The sequence below is a fragment of the Desulfuromonas sp. genome, assembly GCA_002869615.1.
GTDB lineage: Bacteria > Desulfobacterota > Desulfuromonadia > Desulfuromonadales > UBA2294 > BM707.
The window spans coordinates 1-25,413 of sequence record PKUH01000081.1 but is presented as its reverse complement, the minus strand read 5'-3'; the positions used below and the strand labels follow the sequence as shown (position 1 = coordinate 25,413).

19 protein-coding genes and 1 riboswitch are annotated in these 25,413 nt (G+C 54.0%); of the genes, 16 read left to right on the top strand and 3 right to left on the bottom strand.

Translation table 11 applies throughout. The features are described 5' to 3' along the window. The first annotated feature begins 2 nt into the window (after positions 1-2). The 10 genes from C0623_08015 (at position 3) to C0623_07970 (ending at position 9,606) form a co-directional block, all read left to right on the top strand. Positions 3-1,766: a hypothetical protein gene (locus C0623_08015; GenBank protein PLY00119.1), complete on the top strand. Its 1,764-nt coding sequence runs from the start codon at positions 3-5 to the stop codon at positions 1,764-1,766. A gap of 237 nt (positions 1,767-2,003) precedes the next feature. Then, on the top strand, positions 2,004-3,401 hold the full coding sequence (locus tag C0623_08010) for a hypothetical protein (GenBank protein ID PLY00118.1): 1,398 nt from the start codon (positions 2,004-2,006) through the stop codon (positions 3,399-3,401). Between the two features lie 247 nt (positions 3,402-3,648). Continuing rightward, a complete protein-coding gene (locus C0623_08005; protein ID PLY00124.1) occupies positions 3,649-4,368 on the top strand; it encodes a glycosyl transferase in 720 nt (239 codons plus the stop codon). A 179-nt stretch (positions 4,369-4,547) separates the two neighbouring features. Next, positions 4,548-4,712, top strand: coding sequence for a CopG family transcriptional regulator (locus C0623_08000; protein ID PLY00117.1), 165 nt, complete (start codon positions 4,548-4,550; stop codon positions 4,710-4,712). A gap of 31 nt (positions 4,713-4,743) precedes the next feature. Beyond that, a complete protein-coding gene (locus C0623_07995) occupies positions 4,744-5,019 on the top strand; it encodes a type II toxin-antitoxin system mRNA interferase toxin, RelE/StbE family (protein ID PLY00116.1) in 276 nt (91 codons plus the stop codon). Between the two features lie 185 nt (positions 5,020-5,204). After that, a complete protein-coding gene (locus tag C0623_07990; GenBank protein ID PLY00115.1) occupies positions 5,205-6,635 on the top strand; it encodes a hypothetical protein in 1,431 nt (476 codons plus the stop codon). A 275-nt stretch (positions 6,636-6,910) separates the two neighbouring features. Then, positions 6,911-7,849 carry an NAD-dependent dehydratase gene (locus C0623_07985; GenBank protein PLY00114.1) on the top strand — a complete coding sequence of 313 codons (939 nt, stop codon included), beginning with the start codon at positions 6,911-6,913 and terminating at the stop codon, positions 7,847-7,849. A gap of 107 nt (positions 7,850-7,956) precedes the next feature. Next, positions 7,957-8,169: a CopG family transcriptional regulator gene (locus tag C0623_07980; GenBank protein ID PLY00113.1), complete on the top strand. Its 213-nt coding sequence runs from the start codon at positions 7,957-7,959 to the stop codon at positions 8,167-8,169. Then, positions 8,153-8,434: a type II toxin-antitoxin system mRNA interferase toxin, RelE/StbE family gene (locus C0623_07975; GenBank protein ID PLY00112.1), complete on the top strand. Its 282-nt coding sequence runs from the start codon at positions 8,153-8,155 to the stop codon at positions 8,432-8,434. Before C0623_07980 ends, C0623_07975 begins: the two co-directional genes overlap by 17 nt. 146 nt (positions 8,435-8,580) lie before the next feature. Then, positions 8,581-9,606 carry a hypothetical protein gene (locus C0623_07970; protein ID PLY00111.1) on the top strand — a complete coding sequence of 342 codons (1,026 nt, stop codon included), beginning with the start codon at positions 8,581-8,583 and terminating at the stop codon, positions 9,604-9,606. 633 nt (positions 9,607-10,239) lie between these two features. On the opposite strand, the gene C0623_07965 is transcribed toward C0623_07970, so the two are convergent. Further along, the gene (locus C0623_07965) at positions 10,240-10,962 is read right to left on the bottom strand and encodes a hypothetical protein (GenBank protein ID PLY00110.1); all 723 of its coding nucleotides are present in this window, start codon (positions 10,960-10,962) and stop codon (positions 10,240-10,242) included. After that, the gene (locus C0623_07960; GenBank protein ID PLY00109.1) at positions 10,962-12,347 is read right to left on the bottom strand and encodes a hypothetical protein; all 1,386 of its coding nucleotides are present in this window, start codon (positions 12,345-12,347) and stop codon (positions 10,962-10,964) included. The genes C0623_07965 and C0623_07960 overlap by 1 nt, the downstream gene beginning before the upstream one ends. 174 nt (positions 12,348-12,521) lie before the next feature. Between C0623_07960 and C0623_07955 the strand changes: the two genes are divergently transcribed. The 3 genes from C0623_07955 (at position 12,522) to C0623_07945 (ending at position 19,249) form a co-directional block, all read left to right on the top strand. Next, positions 12,522-13,136: a hypothetical protein gene (locus tag C0623_07955; GenBank protein PLY00108.1), complete on the top strand. Its 615-nt coding sequence runs from the start codon at positions 12,522-12,524 to the stop codon at positions 13,134-13,136. Positions 13,137-13,298: 162 nt separating this feature from the next. After that, a riboswitch (cyclic di-GMP riboswitch) is annotated at positions 13,299-13,376 on the top strand. A gap of 118 nt (positions 13,377-13,494) precedes the next feature. Continuing rightward, positions 13,495-13,914 (top strand): hypothetical protein, encoded by a 420-nt coding sequence (locus C0623_07950; GenBank protein PLY00107.1) that lies wholly within the window; start codon positions 13,495-13,497, stop codon positions 13,912-13,914. 10 nt (positions 13,915-13,924) lie between these two features. Next, complete coding sequence (locus C0623_07945) at positions 13,925-19,249, top strand: hypothetical protein (protein ID PLY00106.1); 5,325 nt, start codon at positions 13,925-13,927, stop codon at positions 19,247-19,249. A gap of 225 nt (positions 19,250-19,474) precedes the next feature. On the opposite strand, the gene C0623_07940 is transcribed toward C0623_07945, so the two are convergent. Beyond that, a complete protein-coding gene (locus C0623_07940) occupies positions 19,475-19,798 on the bottom strand; it encodes a hypothetical protein (GenBank protein PLY00105.1) in 324 nt (107 codons plus the stop codon). Positions 19,799-19,864: 66 nt separating this feature from the next. Between C0623_07940 and C0623_07935 the strand changes: the two genes are divergently transcribed. The 3 genes from C0623_07935 to C0623_07925 form a co-directional block, all read left to right on the top strand. After that, positions 19,865-20,992, top strand: coding sequence for a hypothetical protein (locus tag C0623_07935; protein PLY00104.1), 1,128 nt, complete (start codon positions 19,865-19,867; stop codon positions 20,990-20,992). Between the two features lie 81 nt (positions 20,993-21,073). After that, the gene (locus tag C0623_07930; GenBank protein ID PLY00103.1) at positions 21,074-23,374 is read left to right on the top strand and encodes a hypothetical protein; all 2,301 of its coding nucleotides are present in this window, start codon (positions 21,074-21,076) and stop codon (positions 23,372-23,374) included. Between the two features lie 158 nt (positions 23,375-23,532). Continuing rightward, on the top strand, positions 23,533-25,413 hold a 1,881-nt coding region (locus C0623_07925; GenBank protein PLY00102.1), incomplete at its 3' end, for a hypothetical protein.

Sequence of the window (25,413 nt, the reverse complement as noted above, 5' to 3'; positions counted from 1 at the left end):
GCATGAATGTTCTTGGAATTTCTGCTTTTTATCACGACAGTGCGGCCGCTCTTCTGGTTGATGGCCGACCAGTTGCAGCTGCGCAGGAAGAGCGTTTCAGCCGCTTAAAGAATGATGCCTCATTTCCTCGTCATGCCGTGGATGCCTGTCTCCGACATGCCGACCTTTTACCTGAAAACCTTGATGCTGTGGTTTATTACGAGAAGCCTTTGGTCAAGTTTGATCGCCTGCTGAACGCCAGCCTGGCCCGGGCTCCCCGTGGTTATGCCAATTTTCGTCTGGCCATGCCGACCTGGTTGCGTGAGAAGCTCTGGGTCCCTAAAATAATTGAGGGAGAAATCCCTGGGGTCGCTGATTATCTTTATTCTTCACATCACATGGCGCATGCCGCAGCAGCTTTTTATCCTTCACCATTTAAACAATCTGCAATTTTAACCATTGATGGCGTTGGCGAATGGGCGACTTGTTCCTATGGAGTCGGAACAGGATCGTCTTTGGAACTACTCGGTGAACAACGGTTCCCGCACTCGATAGGTTTGCTATATTCGGCATTTACTGCTTACCTTGGGTTTCGTGTCAACGAAGGAGAATACAAGGTAATGGGGTTGGCTCCTTATGGTGAGCCACGCTTCCTGGAGCAGATTCTTGATGTCTTGTTGTCTCGGAGGACCGATGGGACGTTTGAGCTGGATACGGATTATTTTGCCTTCCTTGATCGACCGGAGATGACGAATACCAGGTTCTGGAACTTATTTGGTGGGCCACCGCGATTACCCGATGGAGAGTTGACACAGCGTCATATGGATGTGGCTGCTTCGATTCAACGAGCTACGGAGATTCTTGTCCTGGATCTTGCCAGCTACGTAGCAAAAAAAACAGACGAGAAGAATCTTTGCCTTGCCGGTGGCGTTTCTCTCAACTGCGTGGCGAATGGCCGATTGTTACGAGAGGGGCCATTTGAGAATATCTGGATTCAACCGGCGGCGGGTGATGCCGGCGGTTCTTTGGGGGCCGCTTTTATCGGCCATGTTGCACTTGGTGGTGTCATTCCCGAGAAGCAGGGCAAAGATCTCATGTCGGGAGCCTTGTTTGGTCCGGTATTTGCCGAAGAAGACATCCGTCAGTCCCTGGAGGCGGCTGAACTCGTTTTTGACAAGCTTGAGGATGAGGCGCTGCTTGAGCGGACGGCAACGTTCCTTGATCGTGGTCAGGTGATCGGCTGGTTTCAAGGGCGCATGGAGTTTGGGCCCAGGGCGTTGGGTAATCGAAGCATCCTTGCCGATGCCAGGATCCCGGATATGCAAAGAGTCCTGAACGAGAAGATTAAATTCCGTGAAGGCTTCCGCCCCTTCGCCCCGGTTGTCATGGCTGAGCGTGCTGGAGATTATTTCGATTTGGATGGAAGCAGCCCCTATATGTTGCTGGTTGCGCAAGTTGCGGAACAACAATTGCTGCCAGTTGATAGTGAGGTGACCGGTCTGTCGAGGCTCAACGTGCCGCGTTCAACCATCCCCGCGGTCACACATGTCGATAATTCAGCTCGAGTGCAGACCATTGATGAGGAAATGAACCCGCAATTTTATGCACTGCTAAAAACCTTTGCCGCAAAGACCGGTTGCCCTGTTTTAGTCAACACAAGTTTCAACATTAAAGACGAACCGATTGTTTGTAGCCCTCAAGATGCTGTAAACTGTTTCTTGAACACGGGGATCGATGCTTTGGCAATAGGTCCCTTTTGGGTGCATAAAGAAAGACAAAGACAATGAGTCGGTTGAAAACGATTAAAGACCTGTGGTTATTTATCCGTGAGCAAAAGAAGTTCATTCTCGCTCCGTTGATACTTGTTCTGGTTCTGATGGCAATCTTTATTCTTTTGGCTGAAATTCCCGTATTGGCGCCGTTTGTCTACGCCCTTTTCTAGCCTCTATGAAAATAATGATAATCGCTATTGACAATTAATCATTGCAAGCTATTAGCTGTCACTGAATCTTTGAGGAACCTTCATGCGAAAACCTGTTGTTATTTTTGCGGTAAAAATATTTCTATGTGTTGCACTAATTCTTTTTTTGTCGGCATGTTTTTCTAATGCAAATCAGATTCACTCTGGACAGGCCAAGTCGACAGATGCAAAAGCGAAGACATTGTTGGTGGAACCATTGCCTTTGCATCGCTTTGAGCTATCAACGGAGGCTTTGACTGTTTGGCGTCAGTACTCTACCCGGAAACCTACCTTATTGTTACTCAGCAAAAACCCGATGTTGAATGCTGTTCCAGAGCCATTGGTAGATGGTTCGTATCGTCTCGCGAAATCCGGATCTTCAGAAGATCTTCGCAGGTACGGTAATTTGGAACGGCCAGATACTCTCCTTCTCCCTTCAATGACGGTTAGGGTTGCCATGGACCTGGGGTGGTTTGGGGAATTTATCTGGGTCAGGCCCAATGCTGATTTGTTGAACCTCGAGCAAAAGGAGCGTCTCCAAGGTTATTTTTCGGCCAATGGGTTGGCTTTTACTGCTGAGCAGGCCTCTTTAGAGAAGGGTAATCGTACGATATCAGGTGTTTTAAGCAATACCCCTGCTTCTATTACCGCTCTTTCGTTGCTTGATGAATTGAAAGGGCCCATTATTGTTCATATTGATCAAAATTGGTTTTTGGGGAAATACAAGAATGAAGTGGCAACGCCAATTTTATCTCTCGTTCTACAGACACTTAATATCTTGCGGGATCGTGGTGTTCAGGCTCTGGCTGTTACTTTTGCGAGCAACAATCTTGACGGAACGGCGCCATTGGAATATCGATTTCTGAAAGATTTCCTCCTGCGTTATATCGAGCAGCCTGACAATCTCGACCAGACCCCCCCAGACATTTGGCGTCAACTTGGAGAAAATCGTTATTTGGCCAATTTTTTCAAGGAAGAACTTATTCAGAAAAACACCTCTGAAATGATCAAAAACGGCGCGAATACTGCCTGGGTTAAATATTACCTGTATCGTACGGTTGCTGCTCGAGGGGACGGTGTTTTGGCGCTGGCTTACCTTGAAGAGGCTGTCGCTCTGGATCGCATTTACGCCATTGAATATCTTCATTTGGCGCGGATGGCATACGATAAAGGCTTCCCGACTGATTCAATGCACATGCTAAAAAAAGCTGCTATGGTGTTTCCTGATATACCCGAGATACAAATTAGAATGGTGAGGTTGGCTCTTGAAATGAAATCCGTTGAAACGGCGTCACGCATTATAAAGCATTTAATAGCACTTCCGTGGTCGCCCGTTTATTATGGGAATATGCCGAAATATCTAGAAGGCCTTGCTGATCAAGTAGCGAGTTTAGAAGAACCCTCCCAGCAGGCACCTGGTAAGTCTGCTGCTTCTTCCGCGCATAGACCAATTCTGGAATAAGGTCAACGCAAGTTATTTGGGGGGTGTCAATATTTGGAGAGCACATGAAGCCTATCTCACCTTTATGTTGCTTCTCTGTGGATAGTTGAAGGGAAATGGGTACCTTTCGGGATTTGATGCTGACTAATTCAAAAACAATAAAGAGATACTGCCTTTAGGGTCGTGTATATTGTCTTTAGGCCGTGCTTTTTTTTGTATGTATGCTGGGCGATGGTGTCACTAAGGTACCAGCCGAATGGATATTTATATGAAGCTTAGTGTCGTTATACCTGCCTATAATGAAAAAGATACTCTGCAGGAAATATTGCATCGGGTTCTTTCTGTGTCATTACCAGGGTTGAGCCGCGAGCTGATAATTGTGGATGATTTTTCCAATGATGGGACGCGCGAATTGCTCCATGATATTCCGGCTTTAGTTGGAGATGCGGCTGCTGAGATCGAGATCAAAGTCCTTACCCAGGATCGAAATAAAGGGAAGGGGGCGGCTCTGCGCCGTGGATTTGCAAGGGCAACTGGCGATATTATTCTTATTCAGGATGCTGATCTTGAATATGATCCGGCCGACTATCCCGATTTGCTGGCGCCGATCCTCGATAGCCGTGCAGATGTGGTTTTCGGCTCCCGTTTTGTCGGTGGGCAAGCACACAGGGTTCTATATTTCTGGCACGCTCTCGGGAATCGTTTTTTGACCTTTTTCAGTAATGCCTTGACCAACCTTAACCTCACCGATATGGAATGTTGTTACAAGGTGTTTCGTCGTGAGGTTATTGATCAGATCAAACTGGAGGAAAATCGATTCGGTATCGAACCAGAGATGACAGCAAAGGTTGCTCGCATTAATTGTCGGATATTTGAAGTTGGCGTTAGCTATGCGGGGCGTACCTATGCTGAAGGGAAGAAAATCGGATGGAAAGATGGTGTCCGGGCGATCTGGTGTATTGTAAAATATAATCTTCTGCGACGATGATAGACGCTTGAATAACCCATTTGTTCTTATGGGGACATCCATGATAAGTAAAGTCAAGTCTTATGGGGACAGTATACTTAAGAAGATAAAATTTTCTTAAGTATACTGTCCCCATAAAGATTCAATAATTGACTTTAATTTTCGCCTGCAATACAATGTAATACATAAATGGAGGTGAAATGTTAACAATACGGTTGGAAGAAGAGATGGAAAAGGAACTGGATTGCATTGCCAAGGCGCAAGGGAGCAATCGGAGCGTGGTGGTAAGGGAGGCAATCGTTCGTTATCTTGAAGATAACGAGGATCTTAAGCTGGCAAAGCAATCGCTGGCTGATACGAAGTAGACCAAATCTTTGCAGGAGTTGAGGCAGGACCTTGGCCTGGAAAGTTGAATTCAGCAATGTTGCCGAGCGCCAGATCCACAAACTTGATCGTCATGTTCAGCAAAGAATTATCGACTGGTTATCTGACCGGATAGAGGGCTGCAAGGATCCTCGCCATTTTGGTGAACCCTTAAAGGGAGGCAAGGCTGGTTTCTGGCGCTACCGGATCGGAAATTACCGAATTCTGTGCGAATTACAGGACGATCGTCTGGTCGTTTTAGCTTTAAATGTTGGTCACCGCCGAGAGATTTATTCCCGAAAGAGATAATCTTTTTTACCGGGACACTCTGTTCAGGGTGTCCCAAACCGGGTTTTAGTGTTGTCGGCCTATATCTTGCATAATCAATGTAGGCTAAGGTAGGCTCTGAATAGCTTAACTATTTGTATTGAAAACACTTTTTAGTATATAATGCAACTTGATTTGCTGTTGAACTGGCGAAAAGGAGACATGTAATGGGTAAAATAACGACTTTTCTTCTTCTGGTACCATGCTTTCTGGTACTGATGGTGTCATCCGCTCTGTCTGATTTCACCGACATTTCCACCTCGGCCGGCGTCGCCGATGACGGTCTCGGTAAGGGCGTTGCCTTTGCCGATGTTAACAACGACGGCCTGGTCGACCTCTACGTCTCCAACAAGGGTGGCGCCAACAAGCTGTTCCTCAATAACGGCAACGGCCGCTTCGAAGATGTGACCGCCACTGCCGGAACCGGCATCGACTACCCCGGCTTCGCCATGGGCTCTGTTTTCGGTGACTACAATAACGATGGCAACGCCGATCTCTACATCGCCACCGGCGGCCGCCACGAGATCGAAGCCAACCGCCTGTTCAAAGGCAACGGCGACGGTACCTTCGTTGACGTGACGCAAGAAGCCGGCGTTGGCCTCAAAGCCTTTACCTACGCTGCCTCCTTCGCCGATTATGATAACGACGGCAACCTCGATATCTACTGCGCCAACTACGGCGTCGGCGCCAAAAACGTCCTCTACCGCAATAACGGCGACGGCACCTTCAGTGACACCACCGACCTCGCCGGCGTCGGCGATCGCTCGTGGAGCTGGATGGGCGTCTGGTCCGATGTCGATAGCGACGGCGATGTCGACCTCTACGTCGTCAACGGCCGTTACCCGGTCGGCGAAGCCAACAAGCTCTATCTCAATAACGGCGACGGCACCTTTGCCGAAGTTGCCAAGCAAGCCGGTGTTGCCGACAAGAACTGGGGCCTCGGCGCCACCTTCGCCGATATCGACAACGACGGCGACCAGGACCTGTTCGTCTCCAACTACGTCGGCAAAAACAACCTCTACCTGAACAACGGCAACGGCACCTTCACCGAAGCCAGTACCAACATGGCCGGTGCCCACGAAGGGTGGGGCAAAGGCCCGACCTTTGGTGATATCGACAACGACGGCGACGTCGACCTCTACGAAGGCGACTGCAAACTCGCCAACCAGCTCTACGTCAACGACGGAGCCGGCAACTTCAAAAACGTCGCTGGAGACCAGCCGCAGATCCAGTGTTCAACCGTTCGCACCAAGGGGACCGCCTTTGCCGATATCGATAACGACGGTGACCTCGACCTCTATGTCGTCAACTGGGGCGCCGCCAACAAGCTCTACCTCAACCAACAGAACGATGACAACTACATCAAGGTCAACGTCACCGGCAAGGCCTCGGCCTACGGCGCCAAGGTCGAACTGAAGCAGAACGGCCAGACCGTCGCCACCCGCGAGATGAAATCAGCCGACGGTTTCTGTGCACAGAGCCCGAACGTCGCCCACTTCGGCGCCAGCGGCAGCTATGATGTGACCGTCACCTTCGCCGACGGCACCAGCAAAACCGCCAAGGCAAGCAATGGCGAAACGATAACGATTAATCAATAAAGCGAGCTGTAAGTTTTAAGCTGTAAGCTATAAGACAAATCATAAACCAGAGTAAAGGAGAAAGATTATGAAAAAGTATATGAAGCCTAAAGTCGTTGGCAGCGGCAACGTTCATCCCTGCTAAGCTAAACGAAATCAGGCCGGGCTTAATCGCCCGGCCTTTTTCGTCTGCAAGTTGACAGTCAGCAGTTGGCAGCTTTCAGTAAGGTCAAGAGCAAATCGGGGACACATAACTTATGTGTCCCCGATTTGATTGAAGGGCATGGGTGAATTGGATGACGCTGAAACGCATACTCGTAACCGGTGGCGCCGGTTTCATTGGCTCGCATCTTTGTGCGAGGCTTGTTGCCGCAGGGCATCATGTCTTATGCCTGGATAACTTCTTTACGGGTCGCCGGGAAAATATTGAGCAACTCTTTTCTTCTGGTCGTTTCGAACTTTTAGAGCGGGATGTCTGCGCACCGATCAATGTTGACATAGACGAAATCTACAATCTGGCCTGTCCGGCCTCACCGGTTCATTATCAGGTTGACCCGGTACAGACCACGCAGACCTGTGTGATGGGGGCGATCCGGGTTCTCGAAGTCGCGCAGAAATGTGGTGCCAGAGTTCTGCAGGCATCAACCAGCGAGGTCTACGGTGATCCTCTGGTTCATCCGCAGCCGGAGAGTTATTGCGGCAATGTCAGCACGGTTGGACCACGGGCCTGCTACGACGAAGGAAAGCGTTGTGCCGAGACGCTCTTTTTCGATTATCACCGGCAATATGATGTTGCAATCAAGGTCGCCCGGATTTTCAATACCTATGGACCGACTATGCTGGCCGGTGATGGTCGGGTGGTTTCCAATTTCATCATGCAGGCTCTTAAGGGCGACCCCCTGACGGTTTACGGACACGGCTCGCAAACCCGTTCATTCTGTTATGTCGATGATCTTGTTGAGGGCCTTGTCCGATTCATGGCAACCGATGCCGACATCACCGGCCCGCTTAACCTCGGTAATCCGGCAGAGATTTCGATGCTGCAGCTGGCTGAGCTGATTATCTCCATGGTCGGATCAGGCTCAGTTATCGCGTATCGCCCGTTGCCCGAGGATGATCCGGTTCAACGCCAACCCGATATAAGCTATGCCAGCGAGATCATCAATTGGCAGCCGACGGAGGAATTGCGCTCAGGGCTCGAAAAAACGATCGCGTATTTCAAGTGTAGATACTGATTAATTGCAACCTTGCGGCACTCTGTTCAGGGTGCCCCGAAATACCCTGTGTCGATTGACATGAATTCCCCATTGCAATACAATGTAATACAGGATTGGAGGTCGAAATGTTAACAATACGTCTCGATAGTGAAATCGAAAAGGAACTCGATCTGATTGCCAGGGCGCAAGGGAGCAATCGGAGCGTGGTGGTCAGGGAGGCTATTGTTCGCTACCTCGAGGACAATGAGGATCTTGAACTGGCCAAACAAGCGCTGGCCGAAACCAAATCGACCAGATCTCTGCAGGAGTTGAGGCAGGACCTTGGCCTGGAAAGTTGAAATCAGCAATATTGCCGAACGGCAAATTCGTAAACTTGACCGACCGATTCAAAAAAGAATTCTCGACTGGCTTGATGATCGAATTGATGGTTGCAAGGATCCACGTCACTTTGGCGAACCTTTAAAGGGCGACCGCGCTGGTTTGTGGCGTTACCGGATCGGTCCTTATCGCATCCTCTGTGAATTGCAGGATGGTCGTCTTGTTGTCCTTGCGTTAAATGTTGGTCACCGACGAGAGATTTATTCCCGAAAGATCAAGAAATGAGCCAGGAGCGGTTGTAAGCTTGGTCGCGCTGTTCAGGGTGCCCCCAAGCAAATGCTTGCATGATTTTAGCTTTATCCTTTTGTGTTAATCCTTTATCCTGACTTTACCTGTTGATACCTGCGGCAAAATACGATTTGAGGTTCTTTATGTTTAAGCATTATCTTTCAATAGTCATCTTTTTTCTTATGGTCGTTCCTTGCCATGCCGCCATGATGACCGGCAAGGCAACGGTGCAGAGTGATCCGGTCGCCGGGATTACGGTTTCTGCGTATCCAATCGAAGTCATGTCGTTTACCGAAGCGGTGCCATACAATTCATCTCCGACAAGGGTCGATGGCCAATTTGAACTCGAAGTGCCGCCGGGTCAGTATTACGTTATCGCCCGTGGCGAAGGGCTCTTCACCTACTACGGGCGCAATCCGCTCTCGGTCCCCGAGGAAGGGGTGCAGAAGGTCAACATGCTGATGCTGCCGACCTCTGGGGAAACTCCGCAGGCTAATCCTCTTGTCGAGACCGGAGTACTGGGAACTGTGACCTGGAACGGCAAGCCGGTGGCCGGGGCATCGGCCTCGATCTATCCCGATCTGTCGAGTCAGCTCAAGGGGTTCGGCATGGGGATGTCGGCGCCGTCCGACGAGAACGGTTTTTTCGAGGTGCCGCTTGAGCCGGGCACCTATTACCTGGTTGTCCGCCAGCGCAAGAGCGGCGCATTTGCCGGGCCGCTGCGGGCCGGCGACCTGTTTGGCTACTATCCCGGGAATGCTATTGCCTTGAAGCAGGGCGAGGTTGCCAGGGTTGAGATTCCGCTGATCGAGGTGCCGCAGAAGGTCGAACGGTTCGCCTCGTCGCTATTCGGAAATACGGCCATCAGCGGCACGATTGTCGATAAGGATGGAAATCCTCTCGCCGGCCTTCGGGCGCTGCTCTACAAGGATGAGATGATGCTCAATCGCCCGGAGTACGTATCGCAGCCGACCGGTCCGGATGGCGAGTTCATCATCTCCTTTCCGAAAGGGGGCACTTATTACCTGGCGGCGCGCAATGTTCTTGGTGGAACGCCGGCACCGGGCGAATTATACGGCAAGTATGCCGGCACCCGTGACGGTTCGATTTTCGTCAAGACCGGGAAAAATCTGAAGAAGATTGTGATTACGGTGGAAGAGGTGTGGTAGGAGCTAGTTGTCAGTTGGCAGTTATCAGTGGGCAGCTGGAGGCTATACTGTCATTCCCGACTCCGATCGGGAATCCATTTTAAGAATCAAGAACTGATGATGTTTTAGGGACAGCCCCCATTCGGGGACGGTCCCTTTTTACCCTCTACCCCTCTCCGGCTTTCCGTTTAAATCCGCCGTTGCCTCACCATTATAAAGATTTATCAATCGGTTGGTTCGCCAATGAACAAGGAATTTGAATGGCAGTTATGAACTTTTCTATGGGGACACCACTAAAGTAGTGTCCCCGGTGAGTATATAGTTGTCATTCCCGACTCCGCTCGCCTGTCCTGAGTTATCTTGTACTGAGCTCGCCGAAGTAGCCGAAGGAACGTATTAGGGACAGCCCCCATTCGGGACAGTCCCCGGGTTTACCCTCTGCGTCTCAGCGTACGGAGTACTGCGTTATAAAGCATCAAAATCAAAAACCTTATTTAACGCGGAGACGCAGAGACGCGGAGAGAATCCTGTGAAATTAGACCAAGATCGTTTTTTTGGGTAACTAAAATCTTCGTTTTTCTTTGTGTCCTTTGCGTCTCGAGTGAGCGAAGCGAACGGGCGGTAGATAATGTTTTGCATTGTTCTGCCAACTGATTACTGGTCACTCGTCACTGCCTTTCTAATTTCCACATCATCTATCAACACCGGCTTGCGGCTGTGTTCCCCCTCGCGGTAGAAAACGAGGTGGATCATGTTCGTCTCCGGCCCGGTTCGCAGGTCGAAACCTTTTTCTTCCCAGTCAATATCGTCACTTATCTCGATCCCGATCATCGATCCGAGCAGATATTCCTCGACTGTTTTTTCGGTGTACTGTTCGCCAATCCAGAGAAATTCCTTAAATTCAAGAATGCCGATTCCGGTTTTGGCGCCTTCCGGCAGCTCGGCCTTGACCTTGTAGCTGATCCGGTAGTCACCGTTCGGCTGAACGGCGACCGGGGAAAACCAGGCGACCGAGTCAATGGTGTTGATGCCACGAAAGCTCCAGGCCTTGTTCTTTGTCTCCGGATTCTGCAGCAGGCCCGAAACCTTAATGAAGTGATCGATGAAGGTGCGCCAGAACGGATATCGTTCATCCGCGGTATCCGGCTGGTAATCGCCGACCCGGGGGAAGAGCGAGAGCTGCGGCTGGCCGTCGAAGGTTTCCTTGAGCGGCGGCGCCGGCGGCACCCGCTCATCCTGTTCGCCCTGATCGGCCGGGCTTTGTTCGGCAGGCAGCTGTGGCGGTTTGCTTTCTTGATTGTTTTTACCCTGGTCGCAAGCTGAAAGGGCCATGGCGAGATTGAGCAGGACGAAGATAACAACGACGAGGCGGCGCATTATTTTTTCTCCTGCCCGGTTTGCGGGGCTGGCGTCGGCGCCGCCGCTTCGGCCGCCTCCGGGTTGCGGGCGTACTCGGCCATGTCATTCAGGTTGGCGGCGGCATTGCCGTGAAAATAGGGTGACCATGGGAGGAGCTGCAGGCCGTTGATAGCCGTGATGGCCTGGTCCGTTTGCTTCATCCGGATCAGGATGTCGGCCTCGCGAATCTTCAGGAAAGGATTCTCCGGATAAGCCTTGATTGCTTTGCGCAGCAGTTCGAGGGCTTTTTTTAAATGACCATTTTTAATGTTGGTGTCAGCCAGTTGCAGGTAGGCCGCAGCGTAGCCGTGATCAAGCTGCATGGCTTTATCGAGCAGGGTGAAAGCTTCATCGGCCCGCCCCTGCTGAAACCTGATCCTGGAGAGGGCGTAGACAATTGTTGGATCATCCGGGGCGGCGATGGCCGCTTCAGCGATGAGATCCTGGGCTTTCGATTCCATGTACATGTTGCCCATGTACATGGCGTCGGCATGGAGTTTCCAGCCTTGAGGCATGTTTTGCAGCAGGTTCGGGTCTTCTATCATCTTCGCCAGGGCGGTGATGATGAAGCGTACATCAAGGGAAAACATCAGCTCCTCGGTCGACCATGAGAGGGTTGTCGCGTATACCTGCCACTCATTCTGCATGATCCGCTGCACGGTCTGGTGCAGAATGTCGTAAAGCGGGGTCGCCACCTCGTTTTTGAACAGGCCCTTGAAGTAACCGGTATCGATATGTAAAACGATCGGTTTGTCAAGCTCCGGCATGGCATCGGGATGTACGGCCCGGAAGGGAAGACCGCGAACAGTACCGCTGGTCACACCGTCAGCGTAAAAGAGACTTTCCCCTTCGGCCTCGCTCAGGAATCCGGCATTGACAAGTTGGTCTCTCAAAACTTCAAGCGAAATTTCATCGATTCCAGCCCGGGTCGGAGTGACCCAGATTAGCTCAGAAAAGAGTTCATTGTTGATCGCTGCTGATAATGCCTGGGTTGGAACCAGGGCCGGGTTCACACGGTAATAGCTGCCGCGCCGGCGGAATATATCGGCATCACCGGTTCGGATCAAATCGGTGATATCGTTCTTACGTTCCGTGGCAATCGGGTCGAGGAACGGATGGATGGATAAAAGAACCAGTGCCGGTTTGACGGAACGGGTGTGCCGCCAGACCTGCAGCGCCGCCGATGGCAGCTCAAATGTGTGCGCCGGCATCGGTTCATTGAAGATCGATTTCGCCTGCGGCACGGTCAGTTGAACCGCCGTCGCCGGCGTGATCTCTTCATCTATTTTCGGGATCTCTTTTTTCTGCTCACATCCCGCCACGAGAATGAGGCTGGAAAGCACCATAAACCATATGCGTTTCATTGATTATCCTTTCTTGGAAAACAGCCGCCATTGTAAGGGAAATCCTCCGATAATGCCAGATTTGGTTGGTCGGATTGTACTGATGACTGCCAACTGATAACTGATAACTATTTACTGTTTTTTCCTAAACCTGTATTCTAAGCTGGTTTTAATCCCAACTTCAGGAGAGGTGCGATGTCGCGAAAGAATATTCTGGTTTCAGTTATTGTCATTATGGTGGCCCTGGTTATATGGGCGGTAATCCCCGATCGTGAAGAGCAGGCGCTGGCCGAGCATCAGGCTGCATTCGAGGTCGAACAGGCCGGGAATCTTGATAAGGCCATCGCTCTCTACGAGGCTTTGATCAAGGAGTACGAGGAGACCGTCGCCGCGACCAGGGCGGCTCAATCGATTGAGCGGATCAATAAATTAAAGGAACGCAAGGCGATCCAGGAGGTCCAAAAAAACCTCGGTCGAATTCTGTTGGTTCTGAATGGTTACAACGAGATGACAGGTCAGAGCCCGCGGAGTCTCTCCGATCTCGATGATGGCAGTTACATGTTTGATTCCGAGTACGTAGCCGGTATTGTGCCGGAGGGTTTTACCTACTACTTGCGGTTTGAAAAAGACGGAAGCTATACAATGTATTCACACAAAGAGGGTGCTGACCAGGTGGTCAAGCGGTTTGGCAGCAACAATGTCGCTGTTGTCCCTCTGGCGAAATTCGAAAAAGAGATCGCTGTTGACGGTTTTACCCGCAAGGAATTCGGCCGACTGATCGTTTTTGAAGCAGCCGGCTCATCGGGATGAATTCGAGGGTGGCCGAAGCGTCGCCAGTTGATCTTGTCTGTAAAAATTAAAAGACAGGAAGCACCATAAATCTGGAACGGATGTTGCTAGTATTCAAGATTGAATGACATTCAGTATGGGGATTAACTACGATCTGATTTAATATAATTTTATTTTTTTCATTTGTGACAATCGCAAAACCGGGGCAACCCGGTGACGCAAAGCCACGGGCCCTTGTGGGGGGGTAGCCGGGCTCCCGGAGAATGATTGATTTTTGCCTAAACGGCGCATCTCCGGGAAGAGATGCGCCGTTTTTTGTTTGGCGACGCCATATAGCGCAAAACCGGTTATTTGGCCGTATGCTGGGAGGGTAAGCAACATGCAAAAAGAAATTGCCACACTTTCATGCGTAATTGATATGTTGCGCCGACAGGTCAACAAGGATCTTCCGAGCCAGCATATTGCGCTGTTGCTGGCTGTCGCCCAGAAACCCGGAATTACCATGCCCGAGTTGTGCAAGCAACTCGAGATGCCGCAGGGGACAGTGAGTCGCAACGTCAAGCTGCTGACACACTTTTGTGCCAAAAACGGCGGCGGAAGTGTGACAAGGAAGGGGTACGGACTGCTGGAAACGGAGAAGTCTTCGGCCAATCGCTATCAATTGGCAGTTTTTTTGACAAATAAAGGTAAAGAGCTGGTCGAGGAATTGGCCCGGGTGATGGCCGACGAAGAGGCTGAAGGTTTCCGTGGCCGGGTTGTCGGGAAAACGGTCGCCATGCGGAAGCAGGCGTTGTCTTGATTGCTGGAAAATGTTAAATAGTTTTAATAAATTAAGTTTTGGTTGGAATCCGTTTCGGGCCAATACAATAAGAGTAAATATAACGCAATCTTTTAGAGAGAGATACGTTATGGGTTTGAAAGATATCAAGACGGCACTGAAGGGTGACACGATGAATAGTCTAAGAAGTTTCGGGTGTGGGGTTTTCTGTTGCCTGGTATTTACGGCAATATTCTTGTCTGCACCAATAGCAGAAGCGAAGATTGGCAGCATAGGCACGGCAACTTGTTCGACTACGGGCTGTCACCCGATCACTACCGGTTCCGCTGTTGACCAGGTCGCGGTTAAACCGGGTGCGGCAGCCTGGGAAACGTTCAGTGGTACAACTGCTGCGACGGTGTCGAGTAGTGTCAATGCAGGCGACACCATCGAGTTGGAGTGGGTCTGGACTGCCCTCAATGACAAGAAAGGCAACACCGGTGCATCGATCGCGATACCGAACACTACTCCCAGTACCTGGATATTCACCCCTAACACCAATCCTGGAGCGGGTGGCCTGACACTCTGGAACGCCACCTACCAGAGCACCACTTGGTATGGCGGTGCTACTCCGACTCTTCTCAGCTCGCACGTAGGCACGCATGACGGGTACTGTACCGATTACACAACCAGTACGATCGCCAATTTGGACACAGGCGGTCTGGCAATCGACAATCCTGGGCCGGACAACCAGGCAGCCCGGATGGGAGCCAAGGTGAGCGTCACCGTTCCGGCCGACACCCCGGGCGGGAACTACACCATCATGGTCCACGGTGTCGGTCATGTCGGCAATGCCAAGCAATCTAAGATCACCACGCTCACAATTACAGTAGCCGCCGCAGCCGACACGACTGCACCGTCTGTAACGGCTATTACTCCTGCCAATGTCGATTACAACGGCACTCACGTCGATGCCAGTTTCGACCTCTCGGCCAGTATCACCGAAGCCAACACCCTTTCTACTTGCGAGTACCAGGTTAACGCTGGTGCCTGGACTGCTGCGACAGTCGGCGGTTCGGCGCCGAACTGGACCTGTACCGTTACCGGTGGTCTTGGTCCGTATGCGGACACAACTGCCCTGGCTCTCAACTTCCGTGGTACCGACGACAGCGCCAACACCGGCACCGGCACAGCGATCAACCGGACGGTCGATGCTTCGGCCCCTGCAACTACCGACAATGCCCCGGCCGGTTGGCAAAACGCCAACCCGACCGTGACCCTGACTTCCGGTGATGGCGGCGGCAGCGGCGTGGCGTCTACCGAGTACTGCATCGACACCAACAATACCTGTACGCCGGGCACGGCGGGCACTTCAGCGACGACGACGATTGGTGCCGGCGCGGCCGGGACCCAGTATATCCGCTATCGCAGTACCGACAATGTCGGCAACGTCGAAGCCATCAAGAGCACCGGAGCCATCCAGATCGACCGGGCTTTACCGAGCTCCACGATCTCTGCACCGACCGGGGGCACTTTCTTAAGGGCTGCCGACTTCCCATACACGATCTCCGGGACTGCAACGGATGGGACCGGCTCCGGGGTAGCCCTTGTTGAAGTCGATATCAATGTGGCCGGGACCTGGCCTGATGCCACCGGCACCACCAACTGGACTTACAGTTGGGCCCAGCCAGCAGATGGCAGCTACACGATTCAGAGTCGTGCCACGGACAGCGCTTCGCCAACAGGAAACACCGAGACCCCCGGTGCCGGTGTAACGGTAACGGTTGATACCACGGCACCTACGGTATCCAGCACGGTTCCTGCCGATGCTGCAACGGACGTAGCCACCAATACGACAGTAACCATCAACTTCACGGATGCGAATCTTGACTGTACAACAGTAACCACCGGTACTGTCACGTCGGCGATGCCGGGGTGGACCAGAGATAGTTGTACTGAAGGCACGGGTGTAGCGGTGTTTAGTACCAGTGGCCTGGCAAACAGCACTTCGTACAGTTTTACGATTACGACCGGTGTGCAGGACAAGGCCGGTAATGCTTTTGCGGCTGACCAGACGGTTACCTTCGATACGGTTGCTGCCGGCAACAGCCCGCCGAATGTCCCGACCGGACCGGCGCAGTACGAGAGCGATGGCTCAACAGCAATTAGTGTTGGTGGCTATTCGACCACCACCACGCTGGTGTTCGAGGCCGACCTCTCCGACCCTGACGGCGACACCGTCAAGCTGCAGATCGACTATACCGGTGATAACGCTTCCGATTGCGAATCGGCCCTGGTGGCGAGCGGCACGAACAACGTGCAGGTGACCTGCGCCGGATTGACCGATGGCAACAGCTACAACTGGCAGTACCGCGCCGTCGATTCAAATTCCGCCCCCAGTGCCTGGGTGTCCTTTGCCGGCACTCCCGATTTTACCGTTGACGCAACGGCTCCTTCGGTGAGTTCGACGGTACCGACCAATAGCGCCACCGGTGTAGCTCTGGACGGCAATGTAACGATTAATTTTAGTGAGAACATTGATTGTGCAACTGTAAATACGACGAATGTTACCAGTGATTCTCCCGGATGGACATTCAGTAGTTGTTCAGCAGCACAGGCGGTCTTTACCACTTCCGGTCAGGCCAACAGCACCACGTACAATGTCAGCGTGACCGGTGCCATCACCGACTTGGCGGGCAACCCTCTGAATGCCGCGCCATATATCTTCAGCTACACCACCGCTGCTGCTGCCGGCGTCGATAGCACCACCGTCGGCGTGGCCTCGGCCACACCCGGCAACACCGTGATCAACGTCAACGTTCCTTACAGCGATGATGACAATACCGACAACACGATTCTGGTCGAATGGGGACTCGACGGTATTGATTTCAGCCTCGGCTCCAATGCGCCAGCGCCGACCCACCCGGCCAGCCCCTATACCTACGAGATCAACTCGTTAAGTAACGGAACGGCTTATCAGGTGCGGATCACCTATACCGATGGCGATGGTGTGACCGGCACCAATCCGCAAATTATCACCGGCATCACCCCGGTCGCCACCAACCCGCTGCTGCACAACTCGATCAGCACCGCCTCCGATAAGTGGGGCGCCGGTGGTTGGGGGATCACCGGCGGACAGTACGGCGAGTTTACCTGCGGCACCTGCCATAGCGCCAGCAAGGCCGATCTCGATAACGGCACCGATTTTAATATCAAAAGAGTCAAAGCGACGATCACGGCTCCGACTGGCACCTGGGATTCCACCGGACTGGCAACAGTTGATGTGCGTTTTACCGACGCCAACGATGCGCCGACCGGCGTCGGATTTGGCGACGACACGGGCGGTCATGCCAACTCGAACAAGGTCTGCGAGGCCTGTCATACCCAGAACAAGTTCCACAATTATGATACCGCTGATAATACCGCCAATGGTGGTGACCTGGCACATGAGAACAACAGGGACTGTATGGTCTGTCACAAGCATGACAACGGTTTCGATGCCGCTTGTGATACGTGTCATGGCAACCCGCCGACCGCTTCCACCCTTGGCGGCCCGACCGGTCTGGCCAATGATCCCTTCGCGACCGCTTCCGCGACCGCCGGAGCGCACCAGAAACACGCGCTTGATCTTGCCTATACCTGTAGCAATTGTCATGACGGTTACGTCATGCCGCAGGAGAGTACGGCCAAGCCCGGGTTCGGTGATGTCTCGATCAGCTTCAACAATTTCGGCGTAACAACCGGCAGCTACTCCGGCCAGGCCGGCGTCAGCTACAACGATGTCCTCGGTACCGGCGGCGAGAACTGTACGAATATCTACTGTCACTCAACCGGCCAGTCGGCCGACGGCACCAGCGCCACTCCGTCTTCTTACAGCACCGCGAGCTGGAGCACCCCGGCCAGCGGCGCCTGCGGCACCTGCCACGACGATCTCGATCCGGCGACCGGTAGTCATACTGCCCATGTTAACGACGGCGCAGCCTGCAACGATTGCCACAGCTGCAACAACCACGTTGACCACAATATCGATGTCACCAGCGGCACCTACACCGCCGGTGGCGCACCGGGCAATAACTACGGCACCTGTTCGACCGCTTCCTGTCATGATGACGGTACCGGCACACTGGCGACGACGCCGGCATGGGGTACGGCAACCACCGATTGTACCGAGTGTCATGCGGGTGCAGCGATCAGCACCGGTAGTCACGGTGCCCACATCGCCGCCGGTGAGACCTGTAGTGGTTGTCACGATGCGGCCACCGATCCGGCCACCGAGACTGAACCGGTAGCCGGTCATCGCGATACCAACATCGATACCCAGGTCGCCCTTGGTTACACCCAGAACAAGACCAAGGGGTCTGGCTACGAAACCTGCGCCACCGCATCCTGTCATAACGACGGCCGCAATTCCGGTCTGACCAATGTCTGGGGTACGACCCTGAATAACTGTTCCGAGTGTCACGCTACCCAGCCGGCCACCGGCGGTCACGGCGCACACATCGGTGTTTCCTTCGCCGGTTCGGCCATCGGCTGCGGCGACTGTCACACCAACGCTGTAGAAGGGACCACCGCTCCGACCGGGCACCGCGATGGCAACATCGATGCGTTTGGCTACGATACGGCCAACAAGACGCTTGGAACGGCTTTTACGACCTGTACCACGGCGACCTGTCACCAGACTGGCCAGGCGGTGAACGATTACACCACCACCTCCGTGTGGGGGACCAATGACGCCAACTGTACCCAGTGTCACGAAGCGTCACCGACCACCAACAGCCACGCCAAGCACATCGCGGTGACCAGTGACTGTGCGACCTGTCACACCAACGCGGTGATAAACACCTCGTATGCCGATGCCAACCACGGTGACCTCAATATCGATGTTACAGTCGGTGGTTACACTGCCAATAAGGCGATCGCCAGCGCTCTCGAGAGTTGTTCGATCAACTGTCACAGCGACGGTATCAACGCTGTTGGCACCTCCCCGACCTGGGGCACCGCTGGTGGCGCCTGTGACGTCTGTCACCTCTCTGATATGACCACCGGCAGCCACGGTCCTCACCTTTCTGACGGCGCTGTCTGCGGCGATTGTCACGACGGTGCGGTCAAGGACAGCAACGCCGGCACGGCACATACTGACGGTAACGTTGATGTCATCGCCACCTACGCCACGGCTACCGCGGCTTACGGCATTGCTACCTGGACCACCTGTTCGGCAGCTTCCTGTCACGATGACGGTCGCGCACCGAACGTCACTGCTGATTGGGGCACCACCATTAATAACTGTGCCGAGTGTCACGCCACTCAGCCAGCCACCGGCAGCCACGCGGCTCACCTGGCTGATGGCGCCACCTGCGGCGATTGCCACACCGGTTAGGTCGAAGGCACCACTGCACCGACTGCGAATCACCGCGACGGCAACGTCAATGCAGGCAGCGGCTACCCGGTACAGGCCAACGGCAGTACTTACACTAACTGTTCAACAGCCTCTTGTCACAATGACGGCCGCAACAGCGGTGTTACCGGCAACTGGGGAACGACGATCAACAACTGCGCCGAGTGCCATGCAACGGCTCCGACGACCGGTGGCCACACGGTTCACCTAGCGGCTTCGGTTGCAGGTACGGCAATCGCCTGCGGCGACTGTCATGCCGGTTCGGTTGAAGGGACGACTGCACCGACCGCCAACCACCGTGATGGCAACGTCAACGCCGCCGGTTATCCGGTTCAGGCTAACGGCAGCGCCTTCACCACTTGTACGACCGCCAGTTGTCACCAGACCGGTCAGGCGGCCAACGATTTTGTAACGACCTCGAACTGGGATGTTGACGATGCCAACTGTACGCAGTGCCACGCGGCCGTTCCGGCGACCGGCAGCCATGACAAGCATGTCAACACCGCCGGTTACGACTGCAGTCAGTGCCATACCAACGCGACCAAGGACACTTCCTACAACGATGCCAACCACGGTGACGTTACCATTGACGTCGCGGTGGGCAACTACATCACCAACCGCGGTGATTCGGCCTACGGGACCGCCTATACAACGTGTGACAGCATCAGTTGTCACGGTGACGGCCTCAACGCCGGTGGCGGCAACACCCCGACCTGGGGCGCCAGTGCCGGTTGTACCGCCTGTCACGACACGGTAACTGACGGCACCGGCAGCCACGCCAAACACCTGACCTACACCGGCAACAGCTGTACCGCGTGTCATGACAATGCTGATGTAGCCGGCACCGCTCCGGGTCAGCACGGCGATGGCGATGTTGACGTCTTTAACAGCGCTGCCGGTGACCTCGGCTACCCGCAGGATGCAGCAATCGGATCGGCTAGCTGGGCCGGTTGTACCGCGGCGTCCTGTCATGACGACGGTCGTTCGGCCAACACGACCCCGAACTGGGGTACGGCGGCCTCCAACGCCTGTACCGCTTGCCACGACACCATTCCGGCCACCGGCAGTCATGCCAGCCACGTCGCCGACGCGGCCGTGGCCTGTACTGATTGTCACGCCGGTGCGGTCGAAGGCACGACCAAGCCGTCGGCCGGTCACGATAACGGCAGTATCGATGTCACAGCCGCTCATGGCTACAATGCAAATACTGATCTCGGCGGTGCATTCGATACCTGTTCGACCGCATCCTGTCACAACGACGGTCGTAACTCCGGCCTGACCGATACCTGGGGCACGACGCTGAACGACTGTTCCGAGTGTCACGCCACCCAGCCGGCCACCGGCAGCCACACCACCCACCTGGCGATCTACGCCTGTGCGACCTGCCACACCGGCGTCACCGAAGGGACCACCGCCGGTGCCGGTCACCGTGACAGCGACATCGATGTTGCCGCCGCCACCGGTCTGGCGACCGACAAGACCCTAGGTTCGGCCTTCACCAGCTGCGGGACCAATAACTGTCACGGCTCCGGTTCACCGGTTTGGGGAACGGATCTTTCTGCCAACGACGAGTGTACCCAGTGTCATGGCGAACTGGTTGCCGGCGTCGCCACCGATGCTCAGAAGGCCCCAGGCGGAGCGGGTGTCGATACCAACGGCGACTCGGCTGCGACCGATGCCCAGGTCGGCGCCCACCAGGCTCACCTCAACCCGACCCTCAGCTAGGCGATAGCCTGTACGGCCTGTCACACGGTTCCGGCAACAATTACCGCTGCCGGCCATATCGACTCGGCCCTGCCGGCCGAGTTGACCTGGAGCGGTCTCGCCCTTGGTGGTCTCGACGGCCAGTCAGCGGTCTCGCCGACCAATTGTGCCACCACCTACTGTCACGATGGTTCTGCCATCAAGAACGGCTGGGATGGCGGAACCCTGGCCCCGACATGGACCAATACAGGCTTCATTCAAGGCAATTCGAACGATTGTGATAACTGTCACGGCTACCCGCCGCCCTCGAGCCATCCGGCCAGCAGTGACTGCCAGTCCTGTCACGGTGCCGGGGCCGGCAATGTCAATGCATCCAATGACGGCTTTACCAATAGCTCGACCCATGTTGATGGCATCGTTCAGGCGGCCGGTTGTACCGGTTGTCACGGTAGCGATCCGAAGGAGTATCCGCCGGTTGCGTACTGGGGGACCAACAAGTCGACGGCTGATGGCGTCGGCGCTCATGTGACGCATATGGAAAGTACCGGCAGCCTGATGACCAAGGAAAATGTCACCGGTGAATCGAGCGACCATTGGTGCGCCGAGTGTCATACCACGACCCGTGGGGCAAGTGGTCACGACGACGGTTATCCGGCTGAAGTCAGCTTCGCCGATGCGGTTGAATCGGATTACGGCTCACAGCCGTATACCCCGTCCTTTACGGACGAAGGCGATGGTCCGGATGCTGGTACCGGCGGTAGTTGTTCGGTTTACTGCCACGGCAACAATATGCCTAATGGTGACACAGCTGGTTCCAACCAGACTCCAGCATGGGGTGATACATCGTCTGGCTGCGATTTCTGCCACGGATTCCCGCCGACCCCGACCGGAACACATGTCGGGATAACCCAGGAAACCCAATGTGGTAGTTGCCACGATCAGACGATGACCAACGGTTCGACCGGGATCACTGATGTTGCTTTACACATCAACGGTTCTATCGATGTCAACGTATCATGTACAGGTTGTCATACGGGCGGCGGTAGTGGACACCAGGCTGTAGGTGCCGATAGTCCGCACTCAACCAACACGATCGCCGGTAGCCCGAGCTGCGAAAGCTGCCACTTTACCGATCATGCCAGCCGCGCGACCGGGACAGTGGGGATTACCTGGTTTGCCCAGACCATGGGGACCGATTACACCGCCGATGGCCAAATCTACATTGTTGCCAATGGTGCGTCCACAGAAGCCGAGGCGTGCTGGGCTTGTCATGAAGCCCAGACCCCGGATGTCAGCGAATGGGATGGTTCCAGCGCGACTTATGATTACGGGTCGGTTACAACCAACGATCTGAACTGGTTTACCACTACTTGGAGCAGCGCCAACTTCGGTTACAAGGACGGCGTATTGACTTCCAGGCTTAGCACGAATCACAGCAGTGCCTCGACCCACGGGACCAATGGCGGTGCCGCTGGCGTAGACCAGGAATCTGAGGTCAGTTGTACCCGTTGTCATGACGTGCATGCGACCGGAAATAACGGCTTTACTTCGGGTGCGGCGCCGTATCTGCGCGGCAGCTGGAAATCGAGCCCGTATCGGGAGGATGGAGCGCCGCAGTCGACGACAACCTATCCGGTGTTGGGGATCTATTCCTCTGTAGAAGGTATGCCGCGCGAACAACCGAATAATGCAGCGACATCGATGGGAGGCTACTGGATCGACCAGAACAGCGGCAGCCCGGCTAACGGTGATTACTCGACTCATGCCGGACTCTGTACCTTGTGTCATGGTGATGGTGATGCAATCCCGGCGGAAACAGCTGACCGGACAGCCATTGAAGGTCTGTTCGCCGGTCATGCAAATTCGGTCGCCGGTGGTAGTGGCGGCGGTTCCAATATCTTCCGGAATTCTAATCGCAACGGTGACGGAACATGGAACGGTGGTATGTGGATGGGTGGCATGAACTCGACGCGCCGAGATCCCGGTAAGAATTATGCCGGCTCGCTACGCAACGAGGATTACGGCGATGGTGTTGCACCACCGGTGGCCAACAATCCGCGCGCCTGGAATAACTACGTCTGGGGTGTCACTGTTGACGATGCCACAACCCAGAACCAGTACCATAAGTTTACGTGCTCCAAGTGTCACAACCCGCATGCGTCGCGTCTGCCCAAGCTGGTGATCACCAATTGTCTCGATGTCGAGCGTAATACCTGGGACGACCAGTTTACCAGTGACGGAAACTGGAGCAACTGGACATCGGCAACTCTTGATTACAGTACGCAGGAATTTGCTTACGCCTCAACAGCCCAGAACTGCCACCGCTATGTCGATAACAATGGCGATGGTGATGGCCTTGATGCAAATGATGAGGCGGGCTGGAACAGTGTCACACCTTGGTAGGTTGATGCATGATCCATTGGATGGATTCAAAGCTGCGGCCCGAGAGGCCAACGCCTGGTTTGATAAGTGTGAAGAAGCTTTAAATTTATATTTGATCTAAATGAAATTTGCGTAGGGTTTACCTGGAAAAAAGGAGAATTGACATGGGTAGGACAGGGATGAAGAAAATGGAGGCGAGTTTGAGCAAGATCACGATGATCGCTCTGAACGTCGTAGTACTGGTAGCCGTATTAAGTACGAGCGCGTTTGCGGCGGCTCCGACCGATATTACGCTTTCGCCAAGCAAGGTTATGGATACAACCGACACCTCGGGAGGTTACGTGATCGGTTCCCTGTCAACGACCGATGCCGATAACCCGGGTGACACCTTCACCTATACGATTGTCGGGACCGGCGCGGACGACGGAGTCTTTTCTGTTTCCGGCAGTGACCTTGTCCTGACCGATGGGACGATCAGCCTTTCTTCACCGAATGATAACAATAGTGATGGCGTTTACGAAGTCACTGTCCGGACGACTGACGGCACGGCAAACACCTTTGATGAAACCCTCCTGGTCGATATCGTTCCTGTTTATAACCCCCTGATTCATAGTTCCCTTTCGACCGATTCGCTCAAGTGGAGCAAGCAGTGGGGTATTTCTGGCGGCAAGTATGGCCAGTTTACCTGCGCTACCTGTCATAGCTCGGACAAGGCAGATCTCGGCAGTAATATCAAGCGGATCAAAACTGATATTACTGTGACCGACGGCGCCTCAGCCGACACCTTTCCCATTCAGCAGGATGGCTCGTCTGTTCCGGTCGCGTTTCTCGACGCCCGCGAAGGTTCTTCCGATTTAGGCGATGACCTCAACCGCCCCGACGGCGCCGCCCGCTCCGACAAGATCTGCGAAGCCTGTCATACTTATAGTGCAACAGGGACCGATGGCGTTAAGTATCATGCTTACGATATGACCTCAGGCGATTCAGGTCACTACAATCAGGCTGATTGTATGGTCTGCCATAAGCATAACGAAGGCTTCAAGCCGCGCGCCTGCGACTCCTGTCACGGCTATCCGCCGACCGCCAACACTCTTGGCGGACCGACCGGTCTGGCCAACGATCCGTATGCGACCGCTTCGGCAACGGCCGGCGCCCATCAGAAGCACGCCCTCGATCTTGGTTATGCCTGTAACAATTGTCATGATGGTTATGTCATGCCTCAAGAGAGTACCGCCAAGCCCGGCTTCGGCGATATCTCGATCAGCTTTAACACCTTCGCCGTGACCACCGGTAGCTACTCTGGTCAGGCAGGTGTCAGTTATAATGATGTTCTGGGTTCCGGTGGCCAGACCTGTTCGACCGTTTACTGTCACTCCGATGGTAAGGCGACTCCGACCTACCAGACCCCATCCTGGATCGGCGCGATCGGCGACTGTACTTCCTGTCATGACGAAGCAAGGGCTGGAACGACACTTTCCGGCGCGCACCAGGCGCATATGATTAATACCGGTACGACCATTGGTCAGACTCTCGGTTGTGCCGATTGCCACACCTCAACCGTCTCGGATAACACGACGATTATTGATGATTCAATCCACGTCAACAAGACAGTCAATGTCATGGATTGCTCGACTGAGTATTGTCATAGCGACGGCAACACCGGAAACCTGATCCAGAAGCCTCCGGTATGGGGCAACAACTATGACTGTACCAGTTGTCACGGTGACGGTAGCACCAAGTCTCATCCTGATTATATCAGCGGTGGTGCCGGTGTTGATGCAAACAGCCATGTTGAGCACGTTGAAACCAACAGCATTACCTGTAATGAATGTCACTCCTTGACCTCAACCGACGGGACATCTCTGGATGGAACCGACTCATCGCAGCACGTTGACGGTGGCATTGATGTTGCTTTGCAGACCGGTAGCTTTGCTGGCGCAACCGACACCTGTTCGGCGACCTACTGTCACGGCACGACCGGCACTCCGGTTTGGGGTGACGTTGGTTCCCTTGATTGCGGTTCTTGTCACAGTGCCAATAACGCACTGGAAGACAGCCAT